Annotated in this window: 21 protein-coding genes and 1 tRNA gene; 13 read left to right on the top strand and 9 right to left on the bottom strand. The window is 68.6% G+C overall.

The genetic code is table 11. The features are described 5' to 3' along the window. The first annotated feature begins 2 nt into the window (after positions 1 to 2). Genes ICC28_RS20515 through ICC28_RS20495 form a run of 5 tightly spaced genes read left to right on the top strand, consistent with a single transcriptional unit; the run spans position 3 to position 3,691 of the window. On the top strand, positions 3 to 236 hold the full coding sequence (locus ICC28_RS20515; protein ID WP_188290092.1) for a hypothetical protein: 234 nt from the start codon (positions 3 to 5) through the stop codon (positions 234 to 236). Next, entirely contained in the window at positions 236 to 931 is a 696-nt protein-coding gene (locus tag ICC28_RS20510; RefSeq protein ID WP_188290091.1) for a DNA cytosine methyltransferase, read from the top strand. The genes ICC28_RS20515 and ICC28_RS20510 overlap by 1 nt, the downstream gene beginning before the upstream one ends. Then, positions 928 to 2,349, top strand: coding sequence for a replication initiator protein RepSA (gene repSA, locus ICC28_RS20505; protein ID WP_188290090.1), 1,422 nt, complete (start codon positions 928 to 930; stop codon positions 2,347 to 2,349). The genes ICC28_RS20510 and repSA overlap by 4 nt, the downstream gene beginning before the upstream one ends. Next, the gene (locus ICC28_RS20500) at positions 2,346 to 2,534 is read left to right on the top strand and encodes a helix-turn-helix domain-containing protein (RefSeq protein ID WP_067000369.1); all 189 of its coding nucleotides are present in this window, start codon (positions 2,346 to 2,348) and stop codon (positions 2,532 to 2,534) included. The genes repSA and ICC28_RS20500 overlap by 4 nt, the downstream gene beginning before the upstream one ends. 59 nt (positions 2,535 to 2,593) lie before the next feature. Further along, positions 2,594 to 3,691 (top strand): tyrosine-type recombinase/integrase, encoded by a 1,098-nt coding sequence (locus tag ICC28_RS20495; RefSeq protein ID WP_223189153.1) that lies wholly within the window; start codon positions 2,594 to 2,596, stop codon positions 3,689 to 3,691. A 68-nt stretch (positions 3,692 to 3,759) separates the two neighbouring features. Here the strand turns inward: ICC28_RS20495 and ICC28_RS20490 are convergent. The 9 genes from ICC28_RS20490 to dnaA all read right to left on the bottom strand — a co-directional run bounded on the left by ICC28_RS20490 (position 3,760) and on the right by dnaA (position 16,506). After that, positions 3,760 to 3,836, bottom strand: a tRNA-Ile gene (locus ICC28_RS20490). A gap of 111 nt (positions 3,837 to 3,947) precedes the next feature. Further along, a complete protein-coding gene (locus ICC28_RS20485; RefSeq protein WP_188290088.1) occupies positions 3,948 to 4,673 on the bottom strand; it encodes a DUF3566 domain-containing protein in 726 nt (241 codons plus the stop codon). 17 nt (positions 4,674 to 4,690) lie between these two features. After that, complete coding sequence (gyrA, locus tag ICC28_RS20480; protein ID WP_188290087.1) at positions 4,691 to 7,285, bottom strand: DNA gyrase subunit A; 2,595 nt, start codon at positions 7,283 to 7,285, stop codon at positions 4,691 to 4,693. Positions 7,286 to 7,327: 42 nt separating this feature from the next. After that, positions 7,328 to 9,400 (bottom strand): DNA topoisomerase (ATP-hydrolyzing) subunit B, encoded by a 2,073-nt coding sequence (gene gyrB / locus ICC28_RS20475; RefSeq protein ID WP_188290086.1) that lies wholly within the window; start codon positions 9,398 to 9,400, stop codon positions 7,328 to 7,330. Positions 9,401 to 9,763: 363 nt separating this feature from the next. Continuing rightward, the gene (locus tag ICC28_RS20470; protein WP_188290085.1) at positions 9,764 to 10,294 is read right to left on the bottom strand and encodes a DUF721 domain-containing protein; all 531 of its coding nucleotides are present in this window, start codon (positions 10,292 to 10,294) and stop codon (positions 9,764 to 9,766) included. Beyond that, on the bottom strand, positions 10,291 to 11,412 hold the full coding sequence (gene recF / locus ICC28_RS20465) for a DNA replication/repair protein RecF (RefSeq protein WP_188290084.1): 1,122 nt from the start codon (positions 11,410 to 11,412) through the stop codon (positions 10,291 to 10,293). The genes ICC28_RS20470 and recF overlap by 4 nt, the downstream gene beginning before the upstream one ends. 52 nt (positions 11,413 to 11,464) lie before the next feature. Then, positions 11,465 to 12,340, bottom strand: coding sequence for a phosphogluconate dehydrogenase (NAD(+)-dependent, decarboxylating) (gene gnd, locus ICC28_RS20460; protein ID WP_188290083.1), 876 nt, complete (start codon positions 12,338 to 12,340; stop codon positions 11,465 to 11,467). A 230-nt stretch (positions 12,341 to 12,570) separates the two neighbouring features. Continuing rightward, complete coding sequence (dnaN, locus tag ICC28_RS20455; RefSeq protein WP_188290082.1) at positions 12,571 to 13,701, bottom strand: DNA polymerase III subunit beta; 1,131 nt, start codon at positions 13,699 to 13,701, stop codon at positions 12,571 to 12,573. Positions 13,702 to 14,586: 885 nt separating this feature from the next. Beyond that, on the bottom strand, positions 14,587 to 16,506 hold the full coding sequence (gene dnaA, locus ICC28_RS20450) for a chromosomal replication initiator protein DnaA (protein ID WP_188290081.1): 1,920 nt from the start codon (positions 16,504 to 16,506) through the stop codon (positions 14,587 to 14,589). Positions 16,507 to 16,869: 363 nt separating this feature from the next. Between dnaA and rpmH the strand changes: the two genes are divergently transcribed. The 8 genes from rpmH (at position 16,870) to ICC28_RS20410 (ending at position 22,863) form a co-directional block, all read left to right on the top strand. Then, a complete protein-coding gene (gene rpmH / locus ICC28_RS20445; RefSeq protein ID WP_003956500.1) occupies positions 16,870 to 17,007 on the top strand; it encodes a 50S ribosomal protein L34 in 138 nt (45 codons plus the stop codon). Between the two features lie 21 nt (positions 17,008 to 17,028). Beyond that, the gene (gene rnpA, locus ICC28_RS20440; RefSeq protein ID WP_188290080.1) at positions 17,029 to 17,400 is read left to right on the top strand and encodes a ribonuclease P protein component; all 372 of its coding nucleotides are present in this window, start codon (positions 17,029 to 17,031) and stop codon (positions 17,398 to 17,400) included. Further along, positions 17,397 to 17,765 carry a membrane protein insertion efficiency factor YidD gene (gene yidD, locus ICC28_RS20435; RefSeq protein WP_188290079.1) on the top strand — a complete coding sequence of 123 codons (369 nt, stop codon included), beginning with the start codon at positions 17,397 to 17,399 and terminating at the stop codon, positions 17,763 to 17,765. Before rnpA ends, yidD begins: the two co-directional genes overlap by 4 nt. A 3-nt stretch (positions 17,766 to 17,768) precedes the next feature. Next, a complete protein-coding gene (gene yidC / locus ICC28_RS20430) occupies positions 17,769 to 19,028 on the top strand; it encodes a membrane protein insertase YidC (protein WP_188290078.1) in 1,260 nt (419 codons plus the stop codon). Positions 19,029 to 19,043: 15 nt separating this feature from the next. Continuing rightward, a complete protein-coding gene (locus ICC28_RS20425) occupies positions 19,044 to 19,556 on the top strand; it encodes a protein jag (protein WP_188290077.1) in 513 nt (170 codons plus the stop codon). A 127-nt stretch (positions 19,557 to 19,683) separates the two neighbouring features. Then, complete coding sequence (gene rsmG, locus ICC28_RS20420) at positions 19,684 to 20,400, top strand: 16S rRNA (guanine(527)-N(7))-methyltransferase RsmG (protein ID WP_188290076.1); 717 nt, start codon at positions 19,684 to 19,686, stop codon at positions 20,398 to 20,400. Positions 20,401 to 20,692: 292 nt separating this feature from the next. After that, the gene (locus ICC28_RS20415; RefSeq protein WP_188290198.1) at positions 20,693 to 21,766 is read left to right on the top strand and encodes a ParA family protein; all 1,074 of its coding nucleotides are present in this window, start codon (positions 20,693 to 20,695) and stop codon (positions 21,764 to 21,766) included. Next, positions 21,763 to 22,863: a ParB/RepB/Spo0J family partition protein gene (locus tag ICC28_RS20410; protein ID WP_188290075.1), complete on the top strand. Its 1,101-nt coding sequence runs from the start codon at positions 21,763 to 21,765 to the stop codon at positions 22,861 to 22,863. Before ICC28_RS20415 ends, ICC28_RS20410 begins: the two co-directional genes overlap by 4 nt. Positions 22,864 to 22,940 lie beyond the last annotated feature (77 nt).

Raw genomic sequence — 22,940 nt, 5'->3', positions numbered from 1 at the left:
GCGTGAAGAGCCTGACGACCTCGGCCCACATCGAGCCGGACACCCGCTTCCGCGTCACCGCCTTCCCGGACCGCGCCAACTCCTTCGTCAGCCTCCGCATCGAGGGTGAGTCCGTTGCGGTCACGCTGATGGCCGCCCTCGGCACTGCCGAGACCCTGCGCAACCTCGCCACCGCCGCGTTCGACGCCGCCGACGCCCTGGACGCCCTGACCAGCGATGTGCAGGAGGCCAAGTGATGACCAACGCCGGTCGGGTCCTGGATCTGTTCTCCTGCTCCGGCGGGGCCGGCTTCGGCTACCACCTCGCCGGCTTCGCGGTGGACGGTTGCGACATCGCCGACCGCCCCCGCTACCCCTTCGCCTACCACCGGGGCGACGCCCTCGACTACCTCGCCCACCTGATCGACACCGGTGAGATCGAGCGCTACACGCTCGTGCACGCCTCCCCGCCCTGCCAGGCCGGCTGCGCGCTGACGGTGGGCACCAACGCCTCTCAGGGCTGGGGCGGCGCGCACACCGACCTCGTCGCCCCCACCCGTGAACTCCTCGACGCATCCGGTCTGCCGTACGTGATCGAGCAGCCCAACGGCCGCGCGGAGATCCGCAAAGACCTCACCCTGTGCGGGGAGATGTTCGGCCTGGGTGTGCTGCGTCATCGCAACTTCGAACTCGGCCGCTTCGGCCTCATGCAGCCCGCCCACGCCCGGCATCGCGGCTACGTGCGCGGCTGGCGCCACGGCGTCTACCGCGAGGGCCCCTACGTGGCCGCATACGGCGACGGGGGCGGCAAGGCCACCGTGCCCGAGATGCAAGCTGCCATGGGCATCACCTGGACCGACGTGCCCGAGGAACTGACCGAAGCGATTCCGCCCGCCTACACGAAATGGATCGCCACCGCCTTCCTGACCACTCGTCAGGAGGTGTTCGCGTGACCGACACCGCCACCCTGGCGGGCCTGGATACGGCCACCCTCGCCGACGTGCTGAGGGTGGCCGGGTCCGGCGACTTCGACCGCTGGCAAGAACAGATCAAGCGCACGGGCGGTTGCTCCGACCCGATCCGCCTCATGGGCGGCACGAAGACGATCGACCCGGCCACGAAGACCGTGCTGCACGCGTACACGACCGAGCACGAGCCGGGTGGCATGCTCCGCATCGCGTGCGGCAACCGTCGCGCCTCGCGCTGCCCGGCCTGCGCCTGGACCTACGCCGGCGACACCTACCACCTCATCCGCGCCGGCCTCGTCGGCGACCCCGCCAAGGGCACCCCGCACACGATCCGGGACCATCCCCGGGTCTTCGCGACCCTCACCGCGCCCTCGTTCGGCCCGGTCCACAACCGGCCCGGTCAACGGCCTTGCCGCTGCGGTGTCCGCCACCCCGAGGATGATGCGGCCCTCGGCACCCCGCTCGACCCCGAGGCGTACGACTACGCGGGCGCGGTGCTGTGGAACAACCACGCCTCGGAGCTGTGGCGCTACTTCACGATCTACCTGCGCCGCGAGATCGCCAAGCGGGCCGGACTCACACAGAAAGACGCTCGCGAACAGTCGAGGGTCTCCTTCGGCAAGGTCGCGGAGTACCAGAAGCGCGGCGCGGTGCACTTCCATGCCGTGATCCGCTTCGACGGTCCCGACGGCCCGGACGATCCGCCGCCGGCCTGGGCCACCCTCGATCTCCTCACCGACGCGATGCATGCCGCCGCTGCCCGCGTCGCGGTCGACGTGCCCCCGGCCCGGTATCAGCCGGACCCGAAGCAGCCCGCGATCACGCAGCCGGCCCGCACGCTGCGCTGGGGCACTCAGCTCGACGTGCAGCCGATCGGCGCCTTCGGCCACGGCGAAGAGATCACCGAACAGGCGGTCGCCTCCTACGTCGCCAAGTACGCCACCAAGGCGGCCGAGACGACCGGCACCGTCGACCGTCGGATCGGCAACAAAGAGGCCCTGGTCCTGCTCGACGTGCCCGACCACCCCGCCCGGCTCATCGTCGCGTGCCTCGACCTGCACGCCCTCTACCCGGACCGAAAGCTGCGGGACTGGGCTCACATGCTCGGCTTCCGGGGCCACTTCTCCACCAAGTCCCGCCGCTACTCCACCACCCTCGGCGCCCTCCGCCAGACCCGCGCCGACTACCGCGCCGCCCAACAGCGCGCCGCCCTCGGCCTGCCCGACCCCGACGACGAAGAGGCAACCACGCTCACCCTCGCCCACTGGACCTACGCCGGCCACGGCCACACCCCCGGCGAATCCTGGCTCGCCGCCAACATCCGGCGCGACATCCAACACAACCGCGAAACCGCCCGCGAGGAACTACCCGCTCTGCTCGACCTGGAAGGAGTCTCCGCATGACCACCGCTGCCCCCGAGTTGCTGACCGTGCCGGAGGTCATGGCGAGTCTCAAGGTCGGCCGGACCAAGGTCTACGACCTGATCCGCACTCACCGCCTGGTCTCGATCAAAGTCGACGGCTGTCGTCGCATCCCGGCTGACTCGGTCGGGGACTTCATCCGAGGCCAGATCGAGAGGGGTGCCTGATGACCAAGAGGCGTCCCAACGGTGGGGGCACGATCTCAAAGCGAGCGGACGGCCGATACATGGGCCGTGCGTACGTCACCGACACGGACGGCAACCGCGTCCGGAAGACCGTCTACGGCGCCACGTGGGACGAAGCCAACGAGAAGCTCGGCAAGCTCCAGGACCAAGAGCGCAACGGCATCCCGGTCCCGTCCCGCTCCTGGACGCTCGGCGAGTGGCTCGTGTACTGGCTTGAGCAGATCGTCGAGCCGGAGCGCGAACACAACACGTACGTCAAGTACGAGTCCAAGGTGAGGCTGTACCTGCTGCCGCACCTCGGCAAGAAATCGCTGGTCAAGCTCACCCCCGCCCAGATCCGTACGTTCATGGCCGCCCTGAGGCGCGAAGAGGTCGGCGCGTCCGTCCGCTTCGAGGTGCTCCGCGTCCTCCGCAACGCGCTCAACCGGGCCATCCGAGAGGAGATCCTGACGCGCAACGTCGCTCTCCTGGTCGACATGCCCAAGGTCAGCAAGGACAAGGGGAAAGCATGGAACGCCCGTGAGGCGATCACATTCCTTCGCGCGGCCCGCACTCACCGCCTCTATGCGGCCTGCGTGCTCGTTCTGGTGCTCGGGCTGCGTCGCAGTGAGCTTCTGGGCCTCCGCTGGCAAGATGTCGACTTCGAAGCGCGACAGTTCACGCCGGTCAAGCAGGTGCAGCGAGTCAAGGGCGTCGGCCTGGTCCTCAAGGATCTCAAGACCGAGTCGTCACAGGCGGTGCTCCCCCTGCCGGAGTTCTGCGCTCGCGCCCTGGAAGAGCGCCGGGAACTTCAAGAGCTGGAACAGAAGATCGCCGGTGAGCACTGGTCGCAGGAACTCGACCATGACCTGATCTTCTCCTCGGAACACGGCGGCATGATCGACCCGGTGGGCTTCTCCCGCACCTTCAATCGCCTCGTCAAGCGGGCCGGCGTCCGCCGCATCACGGTACGGCTCGCCCGGCACACCTGCGGGACCCTGCTCGCCTTCCTGAAGGTGCACCCCAAGGTCGCTCAGGCGATCCTCCGACACAGCCAGATCAGCATGACCATGGACGTCTACACCCACGTGGTCGGCGACAGCGAGCGAGAGGCTGTCGGCATGCTCGCGGAGCTGCTGGAAGATCCGCTCATCGGCTGACCGTGGCCGTTGGTGTCAATCGCTGGTGTCAAAAGACCCCCGGATCAATGATCCGGGGGTCTTTTCGCTGGTGGGGCTAACAGGATTTGAACCTGTGGCCTCATCCTTATCAGGGATGCGCTCTAACCAACTGAGCTATAGCCCCGCCGCGCTCTGCGGTGTGTGTCCCGCGCGCTGACTCCTGAAGATTAGCGCACGACGCGGGCAGTCCCAAAATCGGTTGTCGCGCTGCCGTCCGCGGAGGCGGGAGGCCCGCTCACTCGTCCTCGGCCAGCGTCAGCTCGACACCGCCCACGAAGCCGGCGGAGAGGTTGTAGATGAACGCGCCGAGGGTCGCGAGGGCCGTCATGAGGACGACGTCGATGACCGCGATGATCGAGGTGAACATCAGGACGTTCGGGAGGGACAGGAAGGACTGGAGGTCGAAGCCGTTGGACTCGTTGGAGCCGGTGGCCTCCGAGATCTGGCCGCCGACCGTCGAGAAGACGCCCATCGCGTCCATGACCATCCACAGCACGGCGGCGGCGACGATGGTGCAGATGCCCAGCGCGATGGAGAGCAGGAAGCTGACCTTCATCACCGACCACGGGTCGGCCTTGGCCACCCGCAGCCGCGCCTTGCGGGTGCGGGGCATCGTGCGCGCCCCGGTGCGGGGCCGGCGTACCGCGCCCGCCGGAGCGCCCGCCTGGTAGGCCTGCGGCGGGTGGTAGGGCCCGGAGGGCTGCTGCTGCTGACGTTCGCCGGGCAGCGCGGAGGCCGACGGCCCGCCGGGCGCCTGCTGGGCGCCCGGAGCGGCCGAGCCCGCTCCAGCCGCGTACTGCTGGGTCTGCGGACCTCGGGTGTCCGTCACAGTTCCCCCCTGGGATCCATGAGTGTCGGGCGAGGGCGAGTCGGTCGCCTGCGTGGCGGAGCCACGGCCGCCGCCGTCCGTTTCCGTACCCGTAGAGGTACCGGCCGATCCGGCGCCCGTGGCTCCGCTCACGTGACTCACTCCTCGTGCTACTCGGCCGAGGGCGCCTCACCCTCGTCCGTGCCGGTGGTCGCGACGCCCTCGGCGGTCTCGTCGACGGCTACGTCGCCGTCGACCTCCTCCGCCTCGCGCCCCGCCTCGGCGTTACGTGCGATGCCGACCACGGCATCGCGCTTGCCCAGGTTGATCAGTTGGACGCCCATGGTGTCACGGCCCGTCTCCCTGACCTCGTTGACTCGCGTACGAATCACACCGCCGCCGAGCGTGATGGCGAGGATCTCGTCGGTCTCCTCGACCACCAGCGCACCGACGAGCGATCCGCGGTCCTCAACGATCTTGGCGGCCTTGATACCGAGGCCGCCGCGTCCCTGAACGCGGTACTCGTCGACAGGGGTCCGCTTCGCGTACCCACCGTCCGTAGCAGTGAACACGAACGTACCGGGTCGAACAACATTCATCGAGAGCAGCTCGTCGCCCTCGCGGAAACTCATGCCCTTCACACCCGACGTGGCACGGCCCATCGGCCGCAGCGCGTCGTCCGTGGCCGTGAACCTGATCGACTGTGCCTTCCGGCTGATCAGCAGCAGATCGTCCTCGGGCGAGACGAGCTCGGCCCCGATCAGTTCGTCGTCGGAACCGTCCTCGCGCTCACGGAGGTTGATGGCGATGACACCACCGGATCGCGGGGAGTCGTAGTCCTTCAGGGACGTCTTCTTCACCAGGCCGGCCTTGGTGGCGAGGACCAGGTACGGCGCGACCTCGTAGTTGCGGATCGCGAGGATCTCGGCGATGGCCTCGTCCGGCTGGAAGGCCAGCAGGTTGGCGACGTGCTGGCCGCGCGCCTCACGTCCGGCGTCGGGCAGCTCGTACGCCTTCGCGCGGTACACCCGGCCCTTGTTGGTGAAGAACAGCAGCCAGTGGTGCGTGGTCGACACGAAGAAGTGGTCGACGATGTCGTCTTCCTTGAGCTTCGTGCCGCGGACGCCCTTGCCGCCGCGCTTCTGGGCGCGGTAGTCGTCGGTCTTGGTCCGCTTGACGTAGCCGCCGCGCGTGACGGTGACCACGATGTCCTCTTCGGCGATGAGGTCCTCGATGGACATGTCGCCGTCGTAGGGCACCAGCATGGTCTTGCGGTCGTCGCCGTACTTCTCGACGATCGCGGCGAGTTCCGCGCTGACGATGCCGCGCTGGCGGACCGGCGAGGCCAGGATCTCGTTGTACTCGGTGATCTTCGCCTGGAGTTCGTCGTGCTCCTGGATGATCTTCTGGCGCTCCAGGGCGGCCAGCCGGCGCAGCTGCATCTCCAGGATGGCGTTGGCCTGGATCTCGTCGATCTCCAGGAGCTCCATCAGGCCCGTGCGCGCGATGTCGACGGTCTCACTGCGCCGGATGAGCGCGATGACCTCGTCGATGGCGTCCAGGGCCTTGAGCAGGCCGCGCAGGATGTGCGCCCGCTCCTCGGCCTTGCGCAGGCGGAACTTCGTACGACGGACGATGACCTCGATCTGGTGCGTCACCCAGTGGCGGATGAACGCGTCCAGCGAGAGCGTGCGCGGCACACCGTCGACGAGGGCCAGCATGTTGGCGCCGAAGTTCGTCTGCAGGTCGGTGTGCTTGTAGAGGTTGTTCAGGACGACCTTGGCGACCGCGTCGCGCTTGAGCACGATGACCAGGCGCTGGCCGGTGCGGCTCGACGTCTCGTCGCGGACGTCCGCGATGCCGCCGATCTTGCCGTCCTTCACCAGGTCGGCGATCTTCTGCGCGAGGTTGTCCGGGTTGACCTGGTAGGGGAGTTCGGTGACCACCAGGCACTGGCGGTTCTGGATCTCCTCGACCTCGACGACCGCGCGCATGGTGATCGAGCCGCGGCCCGTGCGGTAGGCCTCCTCGATGCCCTTGCGGCCGACCACGAGGGCGCCGGTCGGGAAGTCGGGGCCCTTGATGCGCTCGATGAGCGCGTCGAGCAGCTCCTCGTGCGAGGCCTCGGGGTTCTCCAGGTACCACTGGGCGCCGGCCGCGACCTCGCGCAGGTTGTGCGGCGGGATGTTGGTCGCCATGCCGACCGCGATCCCGGCCGAGCCGTTGATCAGCAGGTTCGGGAAGCGGGCCGGCAGGACGGTCGGCTCCTGGGAGCGGCCGTCGTAGTTGTCCGTGAAGTCGACGGTCTCCTCGTCGATGTCACGGACCATCTCCATCGACAGCGGCGCCATCTTGCACTCGGTGTAGCGCATGGCGGCCGCGGGGTCGTTGCCCGGAGAGCCGAAGTTGCCGTTGGAGTCGACGAGCGGCATGCGCATCGACCAGGGCTGGGCGAGGCGGACCAGCGCGTCGTAGATGGAGCTGTCGCCGTGCGGGTGGTAGTTGCCCATGACGTCGCCGACCACGCGCGCGCACTTGTAGAAGCCGCGCTCGGGGCGGTAGCCGCCGTCGTACATGGCGTACAGGACGCGGCGGTGGACGGGCTTGAGGCCGTCCCGGACGTCCGGCAGCGCACGCGAGACGATGACGGACATCGCGTAGTCGAGGTACGAGCGCTGCATCTCCGTCTCGAGCCCGACGGGCTCGACACGCTGGGCGATGACGCCGTCCGCTTCGGGCGTCACTGGAGTGTTCTCGTCGGCCATTGCTGGTGAAGATCCTTCCTGGTGCGGTCAGCTGAGACCGACTCAGATGTCGAGGAAACGGACGTCCTTGGCGTTGCGCTGGATGAACGCGCGGCGGGCCTCGACGTCCTCGCCCATGAGAACCGAGAACAGGTCGTCGGCCTGGGCGGCGTCGTCGAGGGTGACCTGGCCGAGGACCCGGTGCTCCTGGTCCATCGTCGTCACGCGCAGTTCCTCGGCGTTCATCTCGCCGAGACCCTTGAAGCGCTGGATGGAGTCCTCGCGCACCCGCTTGCCGCGCTGGCGGCCCATCTCCAGCAGGGCGTCCCGCTCGCGGTCCGAGTAGGCGTACTCGGTGTCGTCCCGGCCCCACTTGATCTTGTAGAGCGGCGGACGCGACAGGAACACGTGCCCGGCCTCGACCAGCGGCCGCATGAAGCGGAACAGGAAGGTCAGCAGCAGGGTGTTGATGTGCTGGCCGTCGACGTCGGCGTCCGCCATCAGGATGATCTTGTGATAGCGGAGCTTCTCGATGTCGAAGTCCTCGTGCACGCCCGTGCCGAAGGCGGAGATCAGCGCCTGGATCTCCTGGTTCTGCAGGATCTTGTCGATCCGCGCCTTCTCGACGTTGAGGATCTTGCCTCGGATCGGGAGGATCGCCTGGTACTGCGGGTTGCGGCCGGACTTGGCCGAGCCGCCGGCGGAGTCACCCTCGACGATGAAGATCTCGCACTTGGTCGGGTCGTTCGACTGGCAGTCGGAGAGCTTGCCCGGCAGCGACGCCGACTCCAGCAGACCCTTGCGCCGGGTCAGGTCACGGGCCTTGCGGGCCGCCACGCGCGCGGTGGCCGCCTGGATGCCCTTGCGGACGATGTCCGCGGCCTCGACCGGGTTGCGGTCCAACCAGTCGTTGAGGTGCTCGTAGACGGCCTTCTGCACGAAGGTCTTCGCCTCCGTGTTGCCCAGCTTGGTCTTCGTCTGGCCCTCGAACTGCGGCTCGCTCAGCTTCACCGAGATGATCGCCGTCAGACCCTCGCGGATGTCGTCGCCCGTGAGGTTGTCGTCCTTCTCGCGCAGCAGCTTCTTGTCGCGCGCGTACTTGTTGATCAGCGAGGTCAGCGCCGCACGGAAGCCCTCCTCGTGCGTACCGCCCTCGTGGGTGTGGATGATGTTCGCGAAGGAGTACACGCCCTCGCTGTAGCCGCTGTTCCACTGCATGGCGACTTCGAGGGAGAGGGCCTTGTCCTTGTCCTCGGCCTCAAGGTCGATCACCGTGGGGTGCACCAGCTCTCCCTTGCGGGAGTTCAGGTACTTCACGAAGTCGACGATGCCGCCCTCGTAGTGGTACGTGACGTGCTTGACCTCGGCCTTCTCGTCGGCGCCCGCCTCGTCCGCGCCGGAGGTGGCCTTCGCCGACTCGCGTTCGTCAGTGAGTTTGATCGTCAAACCCTTGTTGAGGAACGCCATCTCCTGGAAGCGCCGCGAGAGCGTCTCGAAGGAGTACTCCGTGGTCTCGAAGATGTCGCCGTCGGCCCAGAAGGTGACCGACGTCCCGGTCTCGTCCGTGGCCTCGTGCTGAGCGAGGGCCGCCGTCGGGACACCCATCTTGTAGTCCTGCGTCCAGCGGTGGCCGTCGGTCTTCACCTCGACGGCGACCTTCGACGACAGCGCGTTCACGACGGACACACCCACGCCGTGCAGACCACCGGAGACGGCGTAACCGCCACCGCCGAACTTGCCGCCCGCGTGCAGCACGGTCAGCACGACCTCGACGGCGGGCTTGCCCTCGGACGGGACGATGCCCACCGGGATGCCACGGCCGTTGTCGACGACCCGCACACCGCCGTCGGCGAGGATCGTCACGTCGATCGTGTCCGCGTGCCCGGCCAGCGCCTCGTCGACGGAGTTGTCGACCACCTCGTACACGAGGTGGTGCAGGCCGCGCTCACCGGTGGAGCCGATGTACATACCGGGTCGCTTGCGGACCGCGTCCAGGCCCTCAAGGACCGTGATGGCGCTGGCGTCGTACGACGCTGCGACCGAGGCCTCAGCGCCTTGGGCCGGGGCCTCGGTGGACGGGATGTTCTCGTTGGGGTTGCCGGAATCGGCCACGAAGCGCCCTTTCTGGCACAGCACGAGCCGGGCTCGTCGGCGGGTTGCCGGAGCGGCTGCGGCATGTTGCGTTGGTAAGCCTTGATCAGCGTTGCTCAGCTTGTCCCGGACGGTCCCCACGTTTGGGGCGGGATTAGCCTCCAGTCTACCGGTAGCGCCGACAGTGATGGGGGTTTGCCGGTACCTGAGTCCTCATGTGCCGCCCTGAATCGGCCGCTCCCGACTCCCCATATACGGAACGGGGCTCCAAGAGGCTCACAGCGGCACTCAGCGCTTCGGGGCGTCAACCCTTTGCTACTTGGGAGTCAGCTCACTGTCCGGCACCGCGCACACCTGTACGACCGGGCACCGCCCGGACACCTTGGACAAAGCCCTGCGTGATGTACGTCACCCGTACGTGTCGCCGGGACCGGTGCTCCCGGGCGCCCGCAGCGGGCCGTAGCGGCGGGCCGGGCCGCCGGGGTTCAGCACCTTGATCAGCCGCACGGTGCCGTGCCCCAGGTCCTCGTTGAGCCGGGCGACCAGCGTGGGCGCGAGATGGCGCAGCTGGGTCGCCCAGGCCGTGGAGTCGCACTGCACGACCAGCACCCGCTCGTCCTCGTCGTACCGCTGCGGCACACAGTGCTTGGCCAGGTCCTCGCCGACGATCTGCGGCCAGCGGCCCATGACCCCGCCCACCGCGGCGGGCGTCTCCCAGCCGCGCTCGGTGATCAGCCGGTTGATGGCGGCGCCGAGCGCCATGGGATCGCGGCCGTCGGAACGCGCGCCGGAGCGCAGACCGCCACCGCGCCGCGCCTGCTTCTTCTGCGCCTGCGCGTCCCCCCGCGCGCGTGCCTGTTCCTTGGCCGCCCGCAGCGCCACGCGCGCGAGGTCGACGCCGGTCGGCTCGGTCGGCTTCTCGGGCCGGTCGTCCGTCATACGCGCTCCACCGTCCCCTCGGACACCGCGTACCGCGCACCCGTCAGCACGTGCGGTACGTCGTCGTCGACCGCGGCCGTCACCAGCACCTGCTCACCGGGCGCCACCAGCTCCGCCAGCCGCTCACGACGCCGCGTGTCCAGCTCCGCGAAGACGTCGTCGAGCACCAGCACCGGCTCGTTGCCCTCGGCCCGCAGCAGGTCGTACGAGGCCAGCCGCAACGCCAGCGCGTACGACCAGGACTCGCCGTGGGAGGCGTACCCCTTGGCCGGCAACTGACCGAGTCTGAGACTCACATCGTCCCGATGAGGCCCTACGAGCGTCACGCCCCGCTCGATCTCCTGCTTGCGGGCGTCGGCGAGCGCGGCCATCAGCTGCGCGTACAGATCCTCGCGCGTGTGGGCCTCGCCGGGCGCGGACGGCTTGTAGTCCAGGGCGAGCGGGCCGCCGCCGGGGGCCAGCTGCTCGTACGCCTTGTCGGCGAGCGGCTGGAGCGCGGCGATCAGGTCCATGCGCTGGGCGAGCAGCTCGGCCCCCACGCGCGCGAGGTGCTGGTCCCACACGTCGAGCGTGGACAGGTCCATCGAGCGGCCGCCGTGCCTGCGGGCCAGCGCGGCCGTCTTCAGCAGGGTGTTGCGCTGCTTGAGGACCCGGTCGTAGTCGGAACGGACGCCGGCCATGCGCGGGGAGCGGGCGGTGATCAGCTCGTCCAGGAACCGACGGCGCTCACCCGGGTCGCCCTTCACCAGGGCGAGGTCCTCCGGCGCGAACAGCACCGTCCGCAGGATGCCCAGCACGTCCCGCGGTCTGACCTGCGAGGACCTGTTGATACGGGCGCGGTTGGCCTTGCCGGGGTTCAGCTCAAGCTCGACCAGCTGCTGCCGCTCGCCCTGCCTGACCTGTGCCCGGATCACCGCGCGGTCGGCGCCCATGCGCACCAGGGGCGCGTCGGAGGAGACGCGGTGGCTGCCGAGGGTGGCGAGGTAGCCGACGGCCTCGACGAGGTTCGTCTTGCCCTGGCCGTTCGGGCCGACGAACGCGGTGACGCCCGGGTCGAGCGGGACCTCGACCCGGGCGTACGAGCGGAAGTCGGCCAGCGACAGATGCGTGACGTGCATGGTCGTTCGCCGACCTCCCCCGGCGTTGTGGACCGCTGGGCGGTCCTGTGGATTACTTCTTCTCGACCGCGTGGCCGCCGAACTGGTTGCGCAGCGCCGCGATCATCTTCATCTGCGGGGAGTCCTCCTGACGGGACGCGAACCGCGCGAACAGGGACGCGGTGATCGCCGGCAGCGGCACCGCGTTGTCGATGGCGGCCTCCACGGTCCAGCGGCCCTCGCCGGAGTCCTGTGCGTAGCCGCGCAGCTTGTCCAGGTGCTCGTCCTCGTCGAGGGCGTTGACCGCCAGGTCCAGCAGCCAGGAGCGGATGACCGTGCCCTCCTGCCAGGAGCGGAAGACCTCGCGCACGTCGGTGACGGAGTCGACCTTCTCCAGCAGCTCCCAGCCCTCGGCGTAGGCCTGCATCATCGCGTACTCGATGCCGTTGTGGACCATCTTCGCGAAGTGGCCCGCGCCGACCTTGCCCGCGTGCACGGAGCCGAAGTCGCCCTCGGGCTTGAGGGCGTCGAAGATCGGCTGCACCTTGGCGACGTTCTCGGCGTCGCCGCCGTACATCAGCGCGTAGCCGTTCTCCAGGCCCCACACGCCGCCGGAGACACCGCAGTCGACGAAGCCGATGCCCTTGGCGGCGAGCTGCTCGGCGTGCTTCTCGTCGTCGGTCCAGCGGGAGTTCCCGCCGTCCACGACGACGTCACCCGGCTGAAGGAGCTCGGCGAGCTCGTCGACGGTCGACTGGGTCGGCGCACCGGCCGGAACCATCACCCACACCACGCGCGGGCCCTTGAGCTTGCCCACAAGCTCTTCCAGGCTGTGGACATCGGCGAGGTCCGGGTTGCGGTCGTATCCGATGACGGTGTGGCCTGCGCGGCGAATCCGCTCGCGCATGTTGCCGCCCATCTTGCCGAGGCCGACGAGACCGAGCTCCATCAGTTGTTCCTTTGGGTTGCTGTGGCGTGACTGGCACCTTCGTACCTACGTCCGAGCCTAAACCCGGACTCTCACGCACACCTGTGGGCATACGCGCTCAAACGTCTGCCCCGACCTGCGGCGTTGCCGTCAGGCGCCGCTCACCCGCTCAGCCGCACCGGCATACTGCGATCTTGTGGGGGATAACCCCCACGCCCCCAGCAGTCGTCCAGCCGAGCGGGCGCACAGGCTCAGCCGCTCAGCCGCACCGGCATGATCAGGTACTTGTAGGCGTCGTCCGCCTCGGCGTCCAGCGCGGGCTTGCCGCTGAGCAGCGCGGGCTTGGTGGACGTCGTGAACGACAGTTGCGCCACCGGCGAGTCGATCGCGCTGAGGCCGTCCAGCAGGAACGTCGGGTTGAAGGCGATCGAGATGTCGTCGCCCTCCAGCTGGGCGTCGACCCTTTCCACAGCCTGTGCGTCGTCGCTGGAGCCGGCCTCCAGGATCAGCACGCCCTGCTCGAAGCTGAGCCGCACCGGGGTGTTGCGCTCGGCGACCAGGGCCACACGCTTGACGGCCTCCACGAAGGGGGCGGTCTCGATCACGGCGACGGAGTTGAACTCCGTCGGGAACAGCGTGCGGTACTTCGGCAGGTCGCCCTCCAGCAGGCGGGTCGTCGTACGCCGCCCGGCGCCCTCGAAACCGATGAGCCCCTCGCCCGCGCCCGAGCCGGACAGCGCAAGGGTCACGCTGTCGCCGCTGGTGAGGGCCTTGGCGGTGTCCAGGAGCGTCTTGGCGGGCACCAGGGCGACCGCGGACGCCTCGGGGTTCTCCGGCTTCCACAGGAACTCACGGACCGCGAACCGGTAGCGGTCGGTGGAGGCCAGGGTGACCTTGTCGCCCTCGATCTCGATGCGCACACCGGTGAGCACGGGCAGCGTGTCGTCACGTCCTGCGGCGATGGCGACCTGGGCGGCCGCGGAGGCGAAGACCTCGCCGGGGACGGTGCCGGTGGCGGTCGGCATCTGCGGCAGCGCCGGGTACTCCTCCACAGGCAGGGTGTGGAGTGTGAATCGCGAGGAGCCGCAGACCACGGTCGCCCGTACACCGTCTGTGGAGATCTCCACCGGGCGGTTGGGGAGGGCGCGGGAGATGTCGGCGAGCAGACGGCCGGAGACGAGGACCGTGCCCTCCTCCTCGACCTCGGCGTCCACGGACACCCGCGCGGAGACCTCGTAGTCGAAGCTGGACAGGCTCAGCTGGCCGTCCTCGGCCTTCAGCAGGAGGCCGGCGAGGACAGGCGCCGGCGGACGGGCCGGGAGGCTGCGCGCCGCCCAGGCCACGGCCTCCGCGAGTACGTCGCGTTCCACCCGGATCTTCACTGTTGCCGCCTCCTGCTGTTGCCGGCGCTTCTCGCCCTGCCTGGCTTCGTCGTCTGTCTCGGTGCCGCCGTTCCCAGTGTCATCGGTTCCTGTGACGGGAAGGACACCGGGGAACAGTCTGACGCACGGCACTGACAGTAGGTGCCTCTCGGGGTCAAGTCGTGACGAGGGGCGGTCGGCGGCCGGACAGCGAGTTGTGCACAGGACCCCCTTCGAAACGGATTCCCAGCTCTCTCTAGTTGGGAGTAGTAGTAGGGGCTGTGGATACCGTGGATAACCGCGTTTTCCCAGCTCAGGGCGGGATTTTTATCCACTGGCCCTGTGGGTGGAGGCGGTGGACAACCGGGCCCGTCTGTGGAGAACAGAAAGTTCTGCACACTCCGTGCACAGCCCGAGGGGAGTTCTCCCCAACGCCGTCCCCAGTTTTACCCAGCTTTCCCACAGGCCAACCCGGCACCTTTGTGTGACGGCTTTCACTCGGGCCGGTGATCAGGTGCGCCGTGTTGCCGAACAGTGGACAGAGATGTGGAGAAGCTGGGGATCGCTGGGGACAACCGTCCTCAACCTGTGGGTTGCCGGTGGACAACTCCGTGCACAGCCTGTGGATCCCCGCTCTGTCCACAGTCTGTGGAGATCCTTCGTCCACGAATCCACAGGCGTCTGAACTGGCCTGATGGTCTTTCAACAGCGTCGCCTGTGGACACGGTCTGGACAACTTCGCAGTCCCCAGGATGTGGACGGAAGAAAGTCCCCGAATCTGTGGAGAGTGGCCGTAACCCGGCGACCATTCGAACACCGGGTGACCCGAGCCGAGCCCCGGCATGACGAAGGGCGCCCCCCGGATCTCCTCCGGAGGGCGCCCTCGACGACGTGACGCGGCGGCTGTCAGCCGTTCTTGATGCGGTTCGTCAGCTCCGTCACCTGGTTGTAGATGGAGCGTCGTTCGGCCATCAGATTGCGGATCTTGCGGTCCGCGTGCATGACGGTGGTGTGGTCGCGGCCGCCGAACAGCGCGCCGATCTTCGGCAGCGACAGGTCCGTCAGCTCACGGCACAGGTACATGGCGATCTGACGGGCCGTGACGAGCGCCCGCCCGCGCGAGGTGCCGCACAGGTCCTCGACCGTGAGGCCGAAGTAGTCGGCGGTCGCGCCCATGATGGCCGTGGAGGTGATCTCGGGCGCCGAGTCCTCGCCGCCGGGGATCAGGTCCTTCAGGACGATCTCGGTGAGCCCCAGGTCCACCGGCTGCCGGTTGAGCGAGGCGAACGCCGTCACCCGGATCAGCGCGCCCTCCAGCTCGCGGATGTTGCGCGAGATCCGGGAGGCGATGAACTCCAGTACCTCCGGCGGGGCGTTGAGCTGCTCCTGGACCGCCTTCTTGCGCAGGATCGCGATGCGCGTCTCCAGCTCGGGCGGCTGCACGTCGGTGATCAGGCCCCACTCGAAACGGTTCCGCAGCCGGTCCTCCAGCGTCACCAGCTGTTTGGGCGGCCGGTCGGAGGACAGCACGATCTGCTTGTTCGCGTTGTGGAGCGTGTTGAAGGTGTGGAAGAACTCCTCCTGCGTCGACTCCTTGTCCGCGAGGAACTGGATGTCGTCGACGAGCAGGATGTCCATCTCCCGGTACCGCTTGCGGAAGCTGTCGCCCTTGCCGTCGCGGATGGAGTTGATGAACTCGTTGGTGAACTCCTCGGAGCTCACGTACCGCACCCGCGTGCCCGGGTAGAGGCTGCGCGCGTAGTGCCCGATCGCGTGCAGCAGGTGCGTCTTGCCGAGCCCCGACTCCCCATAGATGAACAGGGGGTTGTACGCCTTCGCGGGCGCCTCGGCGACGGCCACCGCAGCCGCGTGCGCGAAGCGGTTGGAGGCGCCGATGACGAAGGTGTCGAAGAGGTACTTCGGGTTCAGGCGCGCGGTCGGCTCGCCGGGGCCGGTCGCCGGCGCGGGCTGCGCGGCCAGCGGGCCGGGGGCACCGCTGGCGGCGGGCAGCGCGGAGCCGACCGGGCCGCCGCGGTGCACGTGCCCGGCGCCGGGACCCGGCTCGGGCAGTTCCCGGCGGCCGTCGCGCTGGTCGTAGTCCGGGCGGGGCTTGTCGTAGTCGGCGCGGCCCTGGTCGTAGTCGCCGCGCGGCTGGTCGTAGTCGGGGCGCCGGTCGTCGTAGGACGGGCGCTCCATCGACTGCGGACGGTAGTCCTGCGACGGCTGGCCGTAGGAGTCCTGGCCGTACGACTCCTGCGACGGCGAGGCATAGGGGTCGCGCTCGGGGAAGCCGAGGCGCTGCTGCTGCCAGCTGTACTCGTCCTGCGCGGGGCGGGGCCAGGCGCCGGGCTCGGGGCGCTGGTACTCCGAGGGGTAGGCGGGGCGGGCCGTCGGGAGCGGGTCGCCGCCCTCGGGGCGGTGCGGGTACGCGTCGCCGTCGGCGCCGCGGTGGCGGCCGTAGCCCCCCTCGTACTGGCCGGAGGAGGGAAGCTCGGGTTCCTCGTAGCGCGGCTGGGGGCGGGTGGGGGCCGGCGGGGCCGGGGGCTCGCCCGCGGAGTCGTCGACGGTGATCGCGATCCGGATCGGGCGGCCGCACTCGCGGCTCAGCGTGTCGCTGACGACCGGCGCGAGACGGCCCTCCAGTACGCCCTTCGCGAATTCGTTCGGTACGGCGAGCAGGGCGGTGTCCGCCACGAGGGCGAGCGGCTGGCAGCGCCGGATCCAGTGCTCGTCCTTCGCCTCGACACCCTGTCCGCGGCCCTCGCCGAGGAGCTGCTCCAGTACGCGTGGCCACACTGCGGCAAGATCGGCAGGTACGTCAGCCACAGGGCACGCTCTCTCACGGGTCCCACGAACGTGTGGTTGCGGGACGGATCGGGATTCACATCGGGTGGGACGGGCGAATCGGAGTTCAGCCACGGTAGTCAGGGCGACGGGTGCGGTTCAAGTTGTTGTCCCCAGGCTGTGGATAGTGTCTCCCGGTGGCCGCTGGTTTGACCGGATGGCGTAGCCCCGCGTACCGTAACCAGGTCGAGTTGTCGATGGCTGCTGCCGCCTGCCTCCGATGGGCACAGATCGCTTTGGGTGATCGGGAAGCGGTGCACTCGGGCGTAACGCGAGCTACTCGTGGGCGCACGGTGACAGCCAGGACGGCACCCGCCACACCGATTTGATTTCTGGAGCCCCCGAGTGAGCAAGCGCACCTTCCAGCCGAACAACCGTCGTCGCGCGAAGACCCACGGCTTCCGGCTGCGTATGCGCACCCGTGCCGGCCGCGCGATTCTCGCGTCCCGCCGTAGCAAGGGTCGCGCCCGTCTGTCCGCCTGATCCCGGTCAGGTCATGACGTCGTGCTGCCCACCGAGAACCGGCTGAGGCGGCGCGAGGACTTCGCGACCGCGGTACGACGAGGACGCCGGGCCGGACGCCCGACTCTCGTCGTCCACCTTCGTAGCGGTGCCACGGACCCGCACGCGCCTGGGGAGAGCGCTCCCCCGACGCGTGCGGGTTTCGTCGTCAGCAAGGCCGTCGGCGGCGCGGTCGTGCGCAACAAGGTGAAGCGCAGGCTTCGCCATCTGATGCGTGACCGGGTCGTTCTGTTTCCCCCCGGTAGCCTGGTAGTCGTACGAGCGCTGCCCGGTGCGGGTGACGCCGACCATGCACAGCTGGCCCGAGACCTGGATGCCGCTCTGCAGCGGCTGCTGGGAGGGGGCGCGCGATGAAGTACCCGCTGCTGGCTCTGATCAAGATCTACCAGTGGACGATCAGTCCCCTGCTGGGGCCGGTCTGCAAGTACTACCCGTCGTGCTCCCACTACGGCTACACGGCCATCGACCGGCACGGTGCCATCAAGGGCACGGGCCTCACGGCCTGGCGCATTCTGCGGTGCAACCCGTGGTCGCTGGGCGGTGTCGACCATGTCCCGCCGCGCAAGCGCCCGCGGTGGCACGAGATGCTGCGCAACGCGTGGCGCGCACGCAAGGGCGGGCCCTCCGCCGCCGAAACGGCCACCGAAGAGAATGTGCCATCGAGCGATGTTTCTTCGAGCCCGGCCGCAGAGACCCCGTCCCATGCCCAAGGAGCATGATTAGTGGACACGATTGCCAGCCTCTTCAGCTTCATCACGACACCTGTGTCCTGGATCATCGTCCAGTTCCACAAGGTGTACGGCGCCATCTTCGGCCCTGACACCGGGTGGGCCTGGGGCCTGTCGATCGTGTCCCTGGTGATCCTGATCCGTATCTGCCTGATCCCGCTCTTCGTGAAGCAGATCAAGGCGACCCGGGCCATGCAGACACTGCAGCCCGAGATGAAGAAGATCCAGGAGCGCTACAAGAACGACAAGCAGCGCCAGTCCGAAGAGATGATGAAGCTGTACAAGGAGACGGGGACCAACCCGCTCTCCTCGTGCCTGCCCATCCTGGCGCAGTCGCCGTTCTTCTTCGCCCTGTACCACGTGCTCAACAGCATCGCGAACAACGACACCATCGGCGCGATCAACCAGAGCCTGCTCGACAGTGCGCAGAAGGCGCACATCTTCGGCGCTCCGCTGGCCGCGAAGTTCACCGACAGCTCGGAGCACGTCGCAGGGCTCGACGCGTCGCTGACCAGCGTCCGCGTCGTCACCGCGATCATGATCATCCTGATGTCGGCGTCGCAGTTCTTCACGCAGCGCCAGCTGATGACGAAGAACGTCGACACCACGGTGAAGACGCCGTTCATGCAGCAGCAGAAGATGCTGATGTACGTCTTCCCGATCATGTTCGCCGTCTTCGGCATCAACTTCCCGGTCGGTGTCCTCGTCTACTGGCTGACCACCAACGTGTGGACCATGGGCCAGCAGATGTACGTCATCCACAACAACCCGACTCCGGGTTCCAAGGCCCAGGCCGCGTACCTGGAGCGCCTCACCAAGCACGTCACGAACCACGGCAAGGTCCGTGGCCGGGGCCAGCGCGCCATCGTCAAGGCGATCGTCGCCAAGGGCCGCGACCGCAACGAGTACGAGCGCAAGTTCATCAATGGTCTGAGCAAGGCCGGTCTCGCGGCCCAGGCCGACGGCACCGTGGCGAAGAGCGAGACGGCGGTCGTGGTGGAGAGCGAGGACGGTACGCCGACCACGGCGCCCAAGCGCCAGCAGCCCAAGCGACAGTCCAAGTCCCAGCGCCAGTCCGGTGCTCCGAAGGCAGCCGGCGAGCCCACCTCGCTGAAGAAGTCCGACGACGAGCCCGAGGACGCCAAGCCCGCCGCCAAGAAGGCCGCTCAGAAGCCCGGCGGTGGAACCCGCAGCAAGGCCCAGTCCGGACAGCGCAAGGGTCCGCAGCGGCCCAAGTCCCCGTCCAAGAAGTAAGAAGGAGTCCATCCCGTGACGGAAGGCACCACCTCCGCCGCTGCCGAGGGTGCAGACACCCTGACCCGCCTGGAGCAGGAGGGCGAGATTGCGGCGGACTACCTTGAGGGTCTGCTCGACATCGCCGACCTCGACGGCGACATCGACATGGACGTCGAGGCCGACCGCGCCGCTGTCTCGATCATCAGCGACGCCGGCAGCCGCGACCTGCAGAAGCTGGTCGGCCGCGACGGTGAGGTGCTGGAGGCACTCCAGGAGCTCACGCGCCTGGCCGTGCACCGGGAGACCGGCGACCGCAGTCGGCTGATGCTCGACATCGCCGGCTACCGGGCCAAGAAGCGCGCCGAGCTCTCCGAACTGGGCGCCAAGGCCGCGGCCGACGTCAAGAACACCGGCGAGCCGGTGAAGCTGAAGCCGATGACGCCGTTCGAGCGCAAGGTCGTGCACGACGCGGTCAAGGCCGCCGGCCTGCGCAGTGAGTCCGAGGGCGAGGAGCCGCAGCGCTTCGTCGTCGTGCTCCCTGCCTGACCGGTCCGTACGTTCCTCCGGCCCCGTCTGCCCGGCAGGCGGGGCCGGACTTTGTCAGCCTGATAGTTCTGGTGGTTCTGGTGTCGGCGCTCGGTTGCGTCGGCGCGGTACGGAAGGACGGTCCCCCGTGACGGAGGCAGCGGAGCTCCCCCCTGCGCCCGAGCAGGCGCGTGAGGTGTTCGGTGATCGCTTCGCGGACGCGGTCCGCTACGCGGAGCTGCTCGCTGAGGCGGGTGTGCAGCGCGGTCTGATCGGTCCGCGTGAGGTGCCCCGGCTGTGGGAGCGGCATCTGCTGAACTGCGCTGTGCTCTCGGAGGTCGTGCCCGAGGGGGTGACGGTGTGCGATGTCGGCTCGGGCGCCGGCCTGCCCGGCATCCCGCTGGCGCTGGTCCGGGAAGACCTGAAGATCACGCTGCTGGAACCGCTGCTGCGGCGGACGAACTTCCTGACCGAGGTCGTCGAGCTGCTGGGCCTGGACCATGTGACGGTCGTCCGTGGCCGCGCCGAGGAGGTCATGGGCAAGCTGCCGCCGGTCCACGTCGTGACAGCGCGGGCCGTGGCCCCGCTGGACCGGCTGGCCACCTGGGGCATCCCCCTGCTGCGCCCCTACGGCGAGATGCTCGCGCTGAAGGGTGACACCGCGGAGGAGGAGCTGAAGAGCGCCGCCACGGCCTTGAGCAAGCTCGGTGCCGTGGGGACCTCCATCCTGCACGTCGGTGAGGGAGTGGTGGACCCCCTGTCCACGGTCGTCCGCGTCGAGGTCGGAGAGAGCCCCGGCGGTGTGAGGTTCGCCGCGAAGCGTGCGAAGGCGGCTCGGACGGGGCGGGCACGCAGGCGACGCTGACGTGTCGTCGGCTGGGTGGAACTGATCTGTCCTATGAGGACGAGACGTACTCCACACAAGCTGCCAAACCTACGCATCTCGGAGTGTCGCGCGGTGATGGCAGGTACCAATCGGCATCGTGTTTCACGTGAAACGTCGCTCACTGCTGCACGGCATCATCAGCCGTGGCCGCGCCGCGGCCGAACCGCGCGACCGTAAGCCTCTCGGTTCACTCGGAGGGGCAAAGGAGTTGTCCACAGAGGTGGATTTCTCCACAGAACCCCAGGGCTCACTGGTTCACCACCCCGAAGACATGGGAGGCTCTGTTCATTGCGAGCCTGAAGTCGAGGAGAGTGAATCCTTGCGGTCCGACGCCAACATCGCGGGACCGATGACCGATCCGGTCCCCGGTCCCCGTACCGAGTCGATGGGGGAGGATGTTTCACGTGAAACACCGCCCCCGATGGACGACACTCCCATCGGTCGTGCTGCCCAACTGGCAGTGGAGGCTCTTGGCCGTGCCGGTGAGGGCCTGCCTCGGCCCGAGCAGACCCGCTTCATCGTGGTGGCGAACCAGAAGGGCGGCGTCGGCAAGACGACGACCACGGTCAATCTGGCCGCCTCGCTGGCTCTGCACGGCGCCCGCGTCCTGGTGATCGACCTCGACCCCCAGGGCAATGCGTCCACTGCCCTGGGAATCGACCACCACGCCGAGGTCCCCTCGATCTACGACGTGCTGGTCGAGAGCAAGCCGCTCGCGGAAGTCGTCCAGCCCGTCCCCGATGTAGAGGGACTCTTCTGTGCCCCTGCCACGATCGATCTCGCCGGTGCGGAGATCGAGCTGGTGTCCCTGGTGGCGCGAGAGAGCCGGCTTCAGCGGGCGATCCAGGCCTACGAGCAGCCGCTGGACTACATCCTGATCGACTGCCCTCCCTCCCTCGGTCTGCTGACGGTCAACGCGCTGGTGGCCGGGCAGGAGGTCCTGATCCCGATCCAGTGCGAGTACTACGCGCTGGAGGGCCTGGGGCAGCTGCTGCGCAATGTCGACCTGGTGCGGGGGCACCTCAACCCCACGCTGCATGTGTCGACGATCCTGCTCACCATGTACGACGGCCGGACGCGTCTTGCGTCCCAGGTCGCGGACGAGGTGCGCAACCACTTCGGCGAGGAGGTGCTGCGGACGAGCATTCCCCGCTCGGTCCGTATCTCCGAGGCGCCGAGCTACGGACAGACGGTGCTGACCTACGATCCGGGATCGAGCGGTGCCCTGTCCTACCTTGAGGCGGCACGAGAAATCGCGCTGAGGGGTGTCGGTGTCCGTTACGACGCGACGCACGCCCACATCGGCGCCCAGAGCGACCCGAGCATGGTGGAGGGCATTCAGTGAGCGAGCGACGGAGGGGTTTGGGCCGTGGTCTCGGCGCACTGATCCCCGGCCCTGCGGACAAGACGGTGGCTCCGACCGGAGTGGGAGGCGGGCCCGCCTCCGCCTCGCCGACGGCTGTGCCCGTGCTGACCGGCGACCGCGGAGTGGCCGCGGCGAAGGTCACCACGCTGCCGCCTGTTTCACATGAAACCGAGGAGCCGTCGGTGAATGGCGCAGCGGAGGCGCCCGCGTCTTCCATGGGCGCCTACTTCGCCGAGATCCCCCTCGACTCCATCAAGCCGAACCCTCGCCAGCCGCGTGAGGTCTTCGACGAGGACGCGCTGCAGGAGCTCATCACCTCCATCAAGGAGGTCGGCCTCCTCCAGCCGGTCGTCGTGCGCCAGCTCGGTCCCGCCCACTACGAGCTCATCATGGGTGAGCGTCGCTGGCGGGCGTGCCGAGAGGCGGGCCTGGAGGCAATCCCGGCGATCGTGCGGGCCACGGACGACGAGAAGCTTCTCCTGGACGCCCTCCTGGAGAACCTGCACCGCGCCCAGCTGAACCCGCTGGAAGAGGCGGCCGCCTACGACCAGCTGCTGAAGGACTTCAACTGCACGCACGACCAGCTTGCGGACCGCATCGGCCGGTCCCGCCCGCAGGTCTCCAACACGCTGCGCCTGCTGAAGCTCTCGCCCGCGGTGCAGCGCCGGGTGGCCGCCGGGGTGCTCTCCGCCGGACACGCCCGGGCGCTGCTCTCCGTCGACGACTCCGAGGAACAGGACCGCCTGGCTCACCGGATCGTGGCCGAGGGGCTCTCGGTGCGTGCCGTCGAGGAGATCGTGACCTTGATGGGCTCGCGGCCGCAGACGGCTCAGCGCGCCAAGGGCCCGCGGGCCGGTACCCGGGTTTCCCCGGCGCTGAGCGATCTCGCGACCCGGCTCTCGGACCGGTTCGAGACCCGGGTGAAGGTCGATCTGGGGCAGAAGAAGGGCAAGATCACCGTGGAGTTCGCCTCCATGGAGGACTTGGAGCGAATCCTCGGTTCCCTCGCTCCCGGCGAGGGACCGGTCCTTCAGAAGAGCCTTCTGGAGGGCGACACGGAGGACTCGGAGGACTGAGTCCCGGTCGGCCGGCCTCGCGCACGGCGGACGTCCAGGGCGGGCTGTGTCCGGTGTGTACCGGAAAACAGCCCGCC

Origin of the sequence: Streptomyces sp. TRM68416 (assembly GCF_014596915.1) — a bacterium.
Lineage (GTDB): Bacteria > Actinomycetota > Actinomycetes > Streptomycetales > Streptomycetaceae > Streptomyces.
This window is presented reverse-complemented; position numbering and strand designations above follow the sequence as displayed.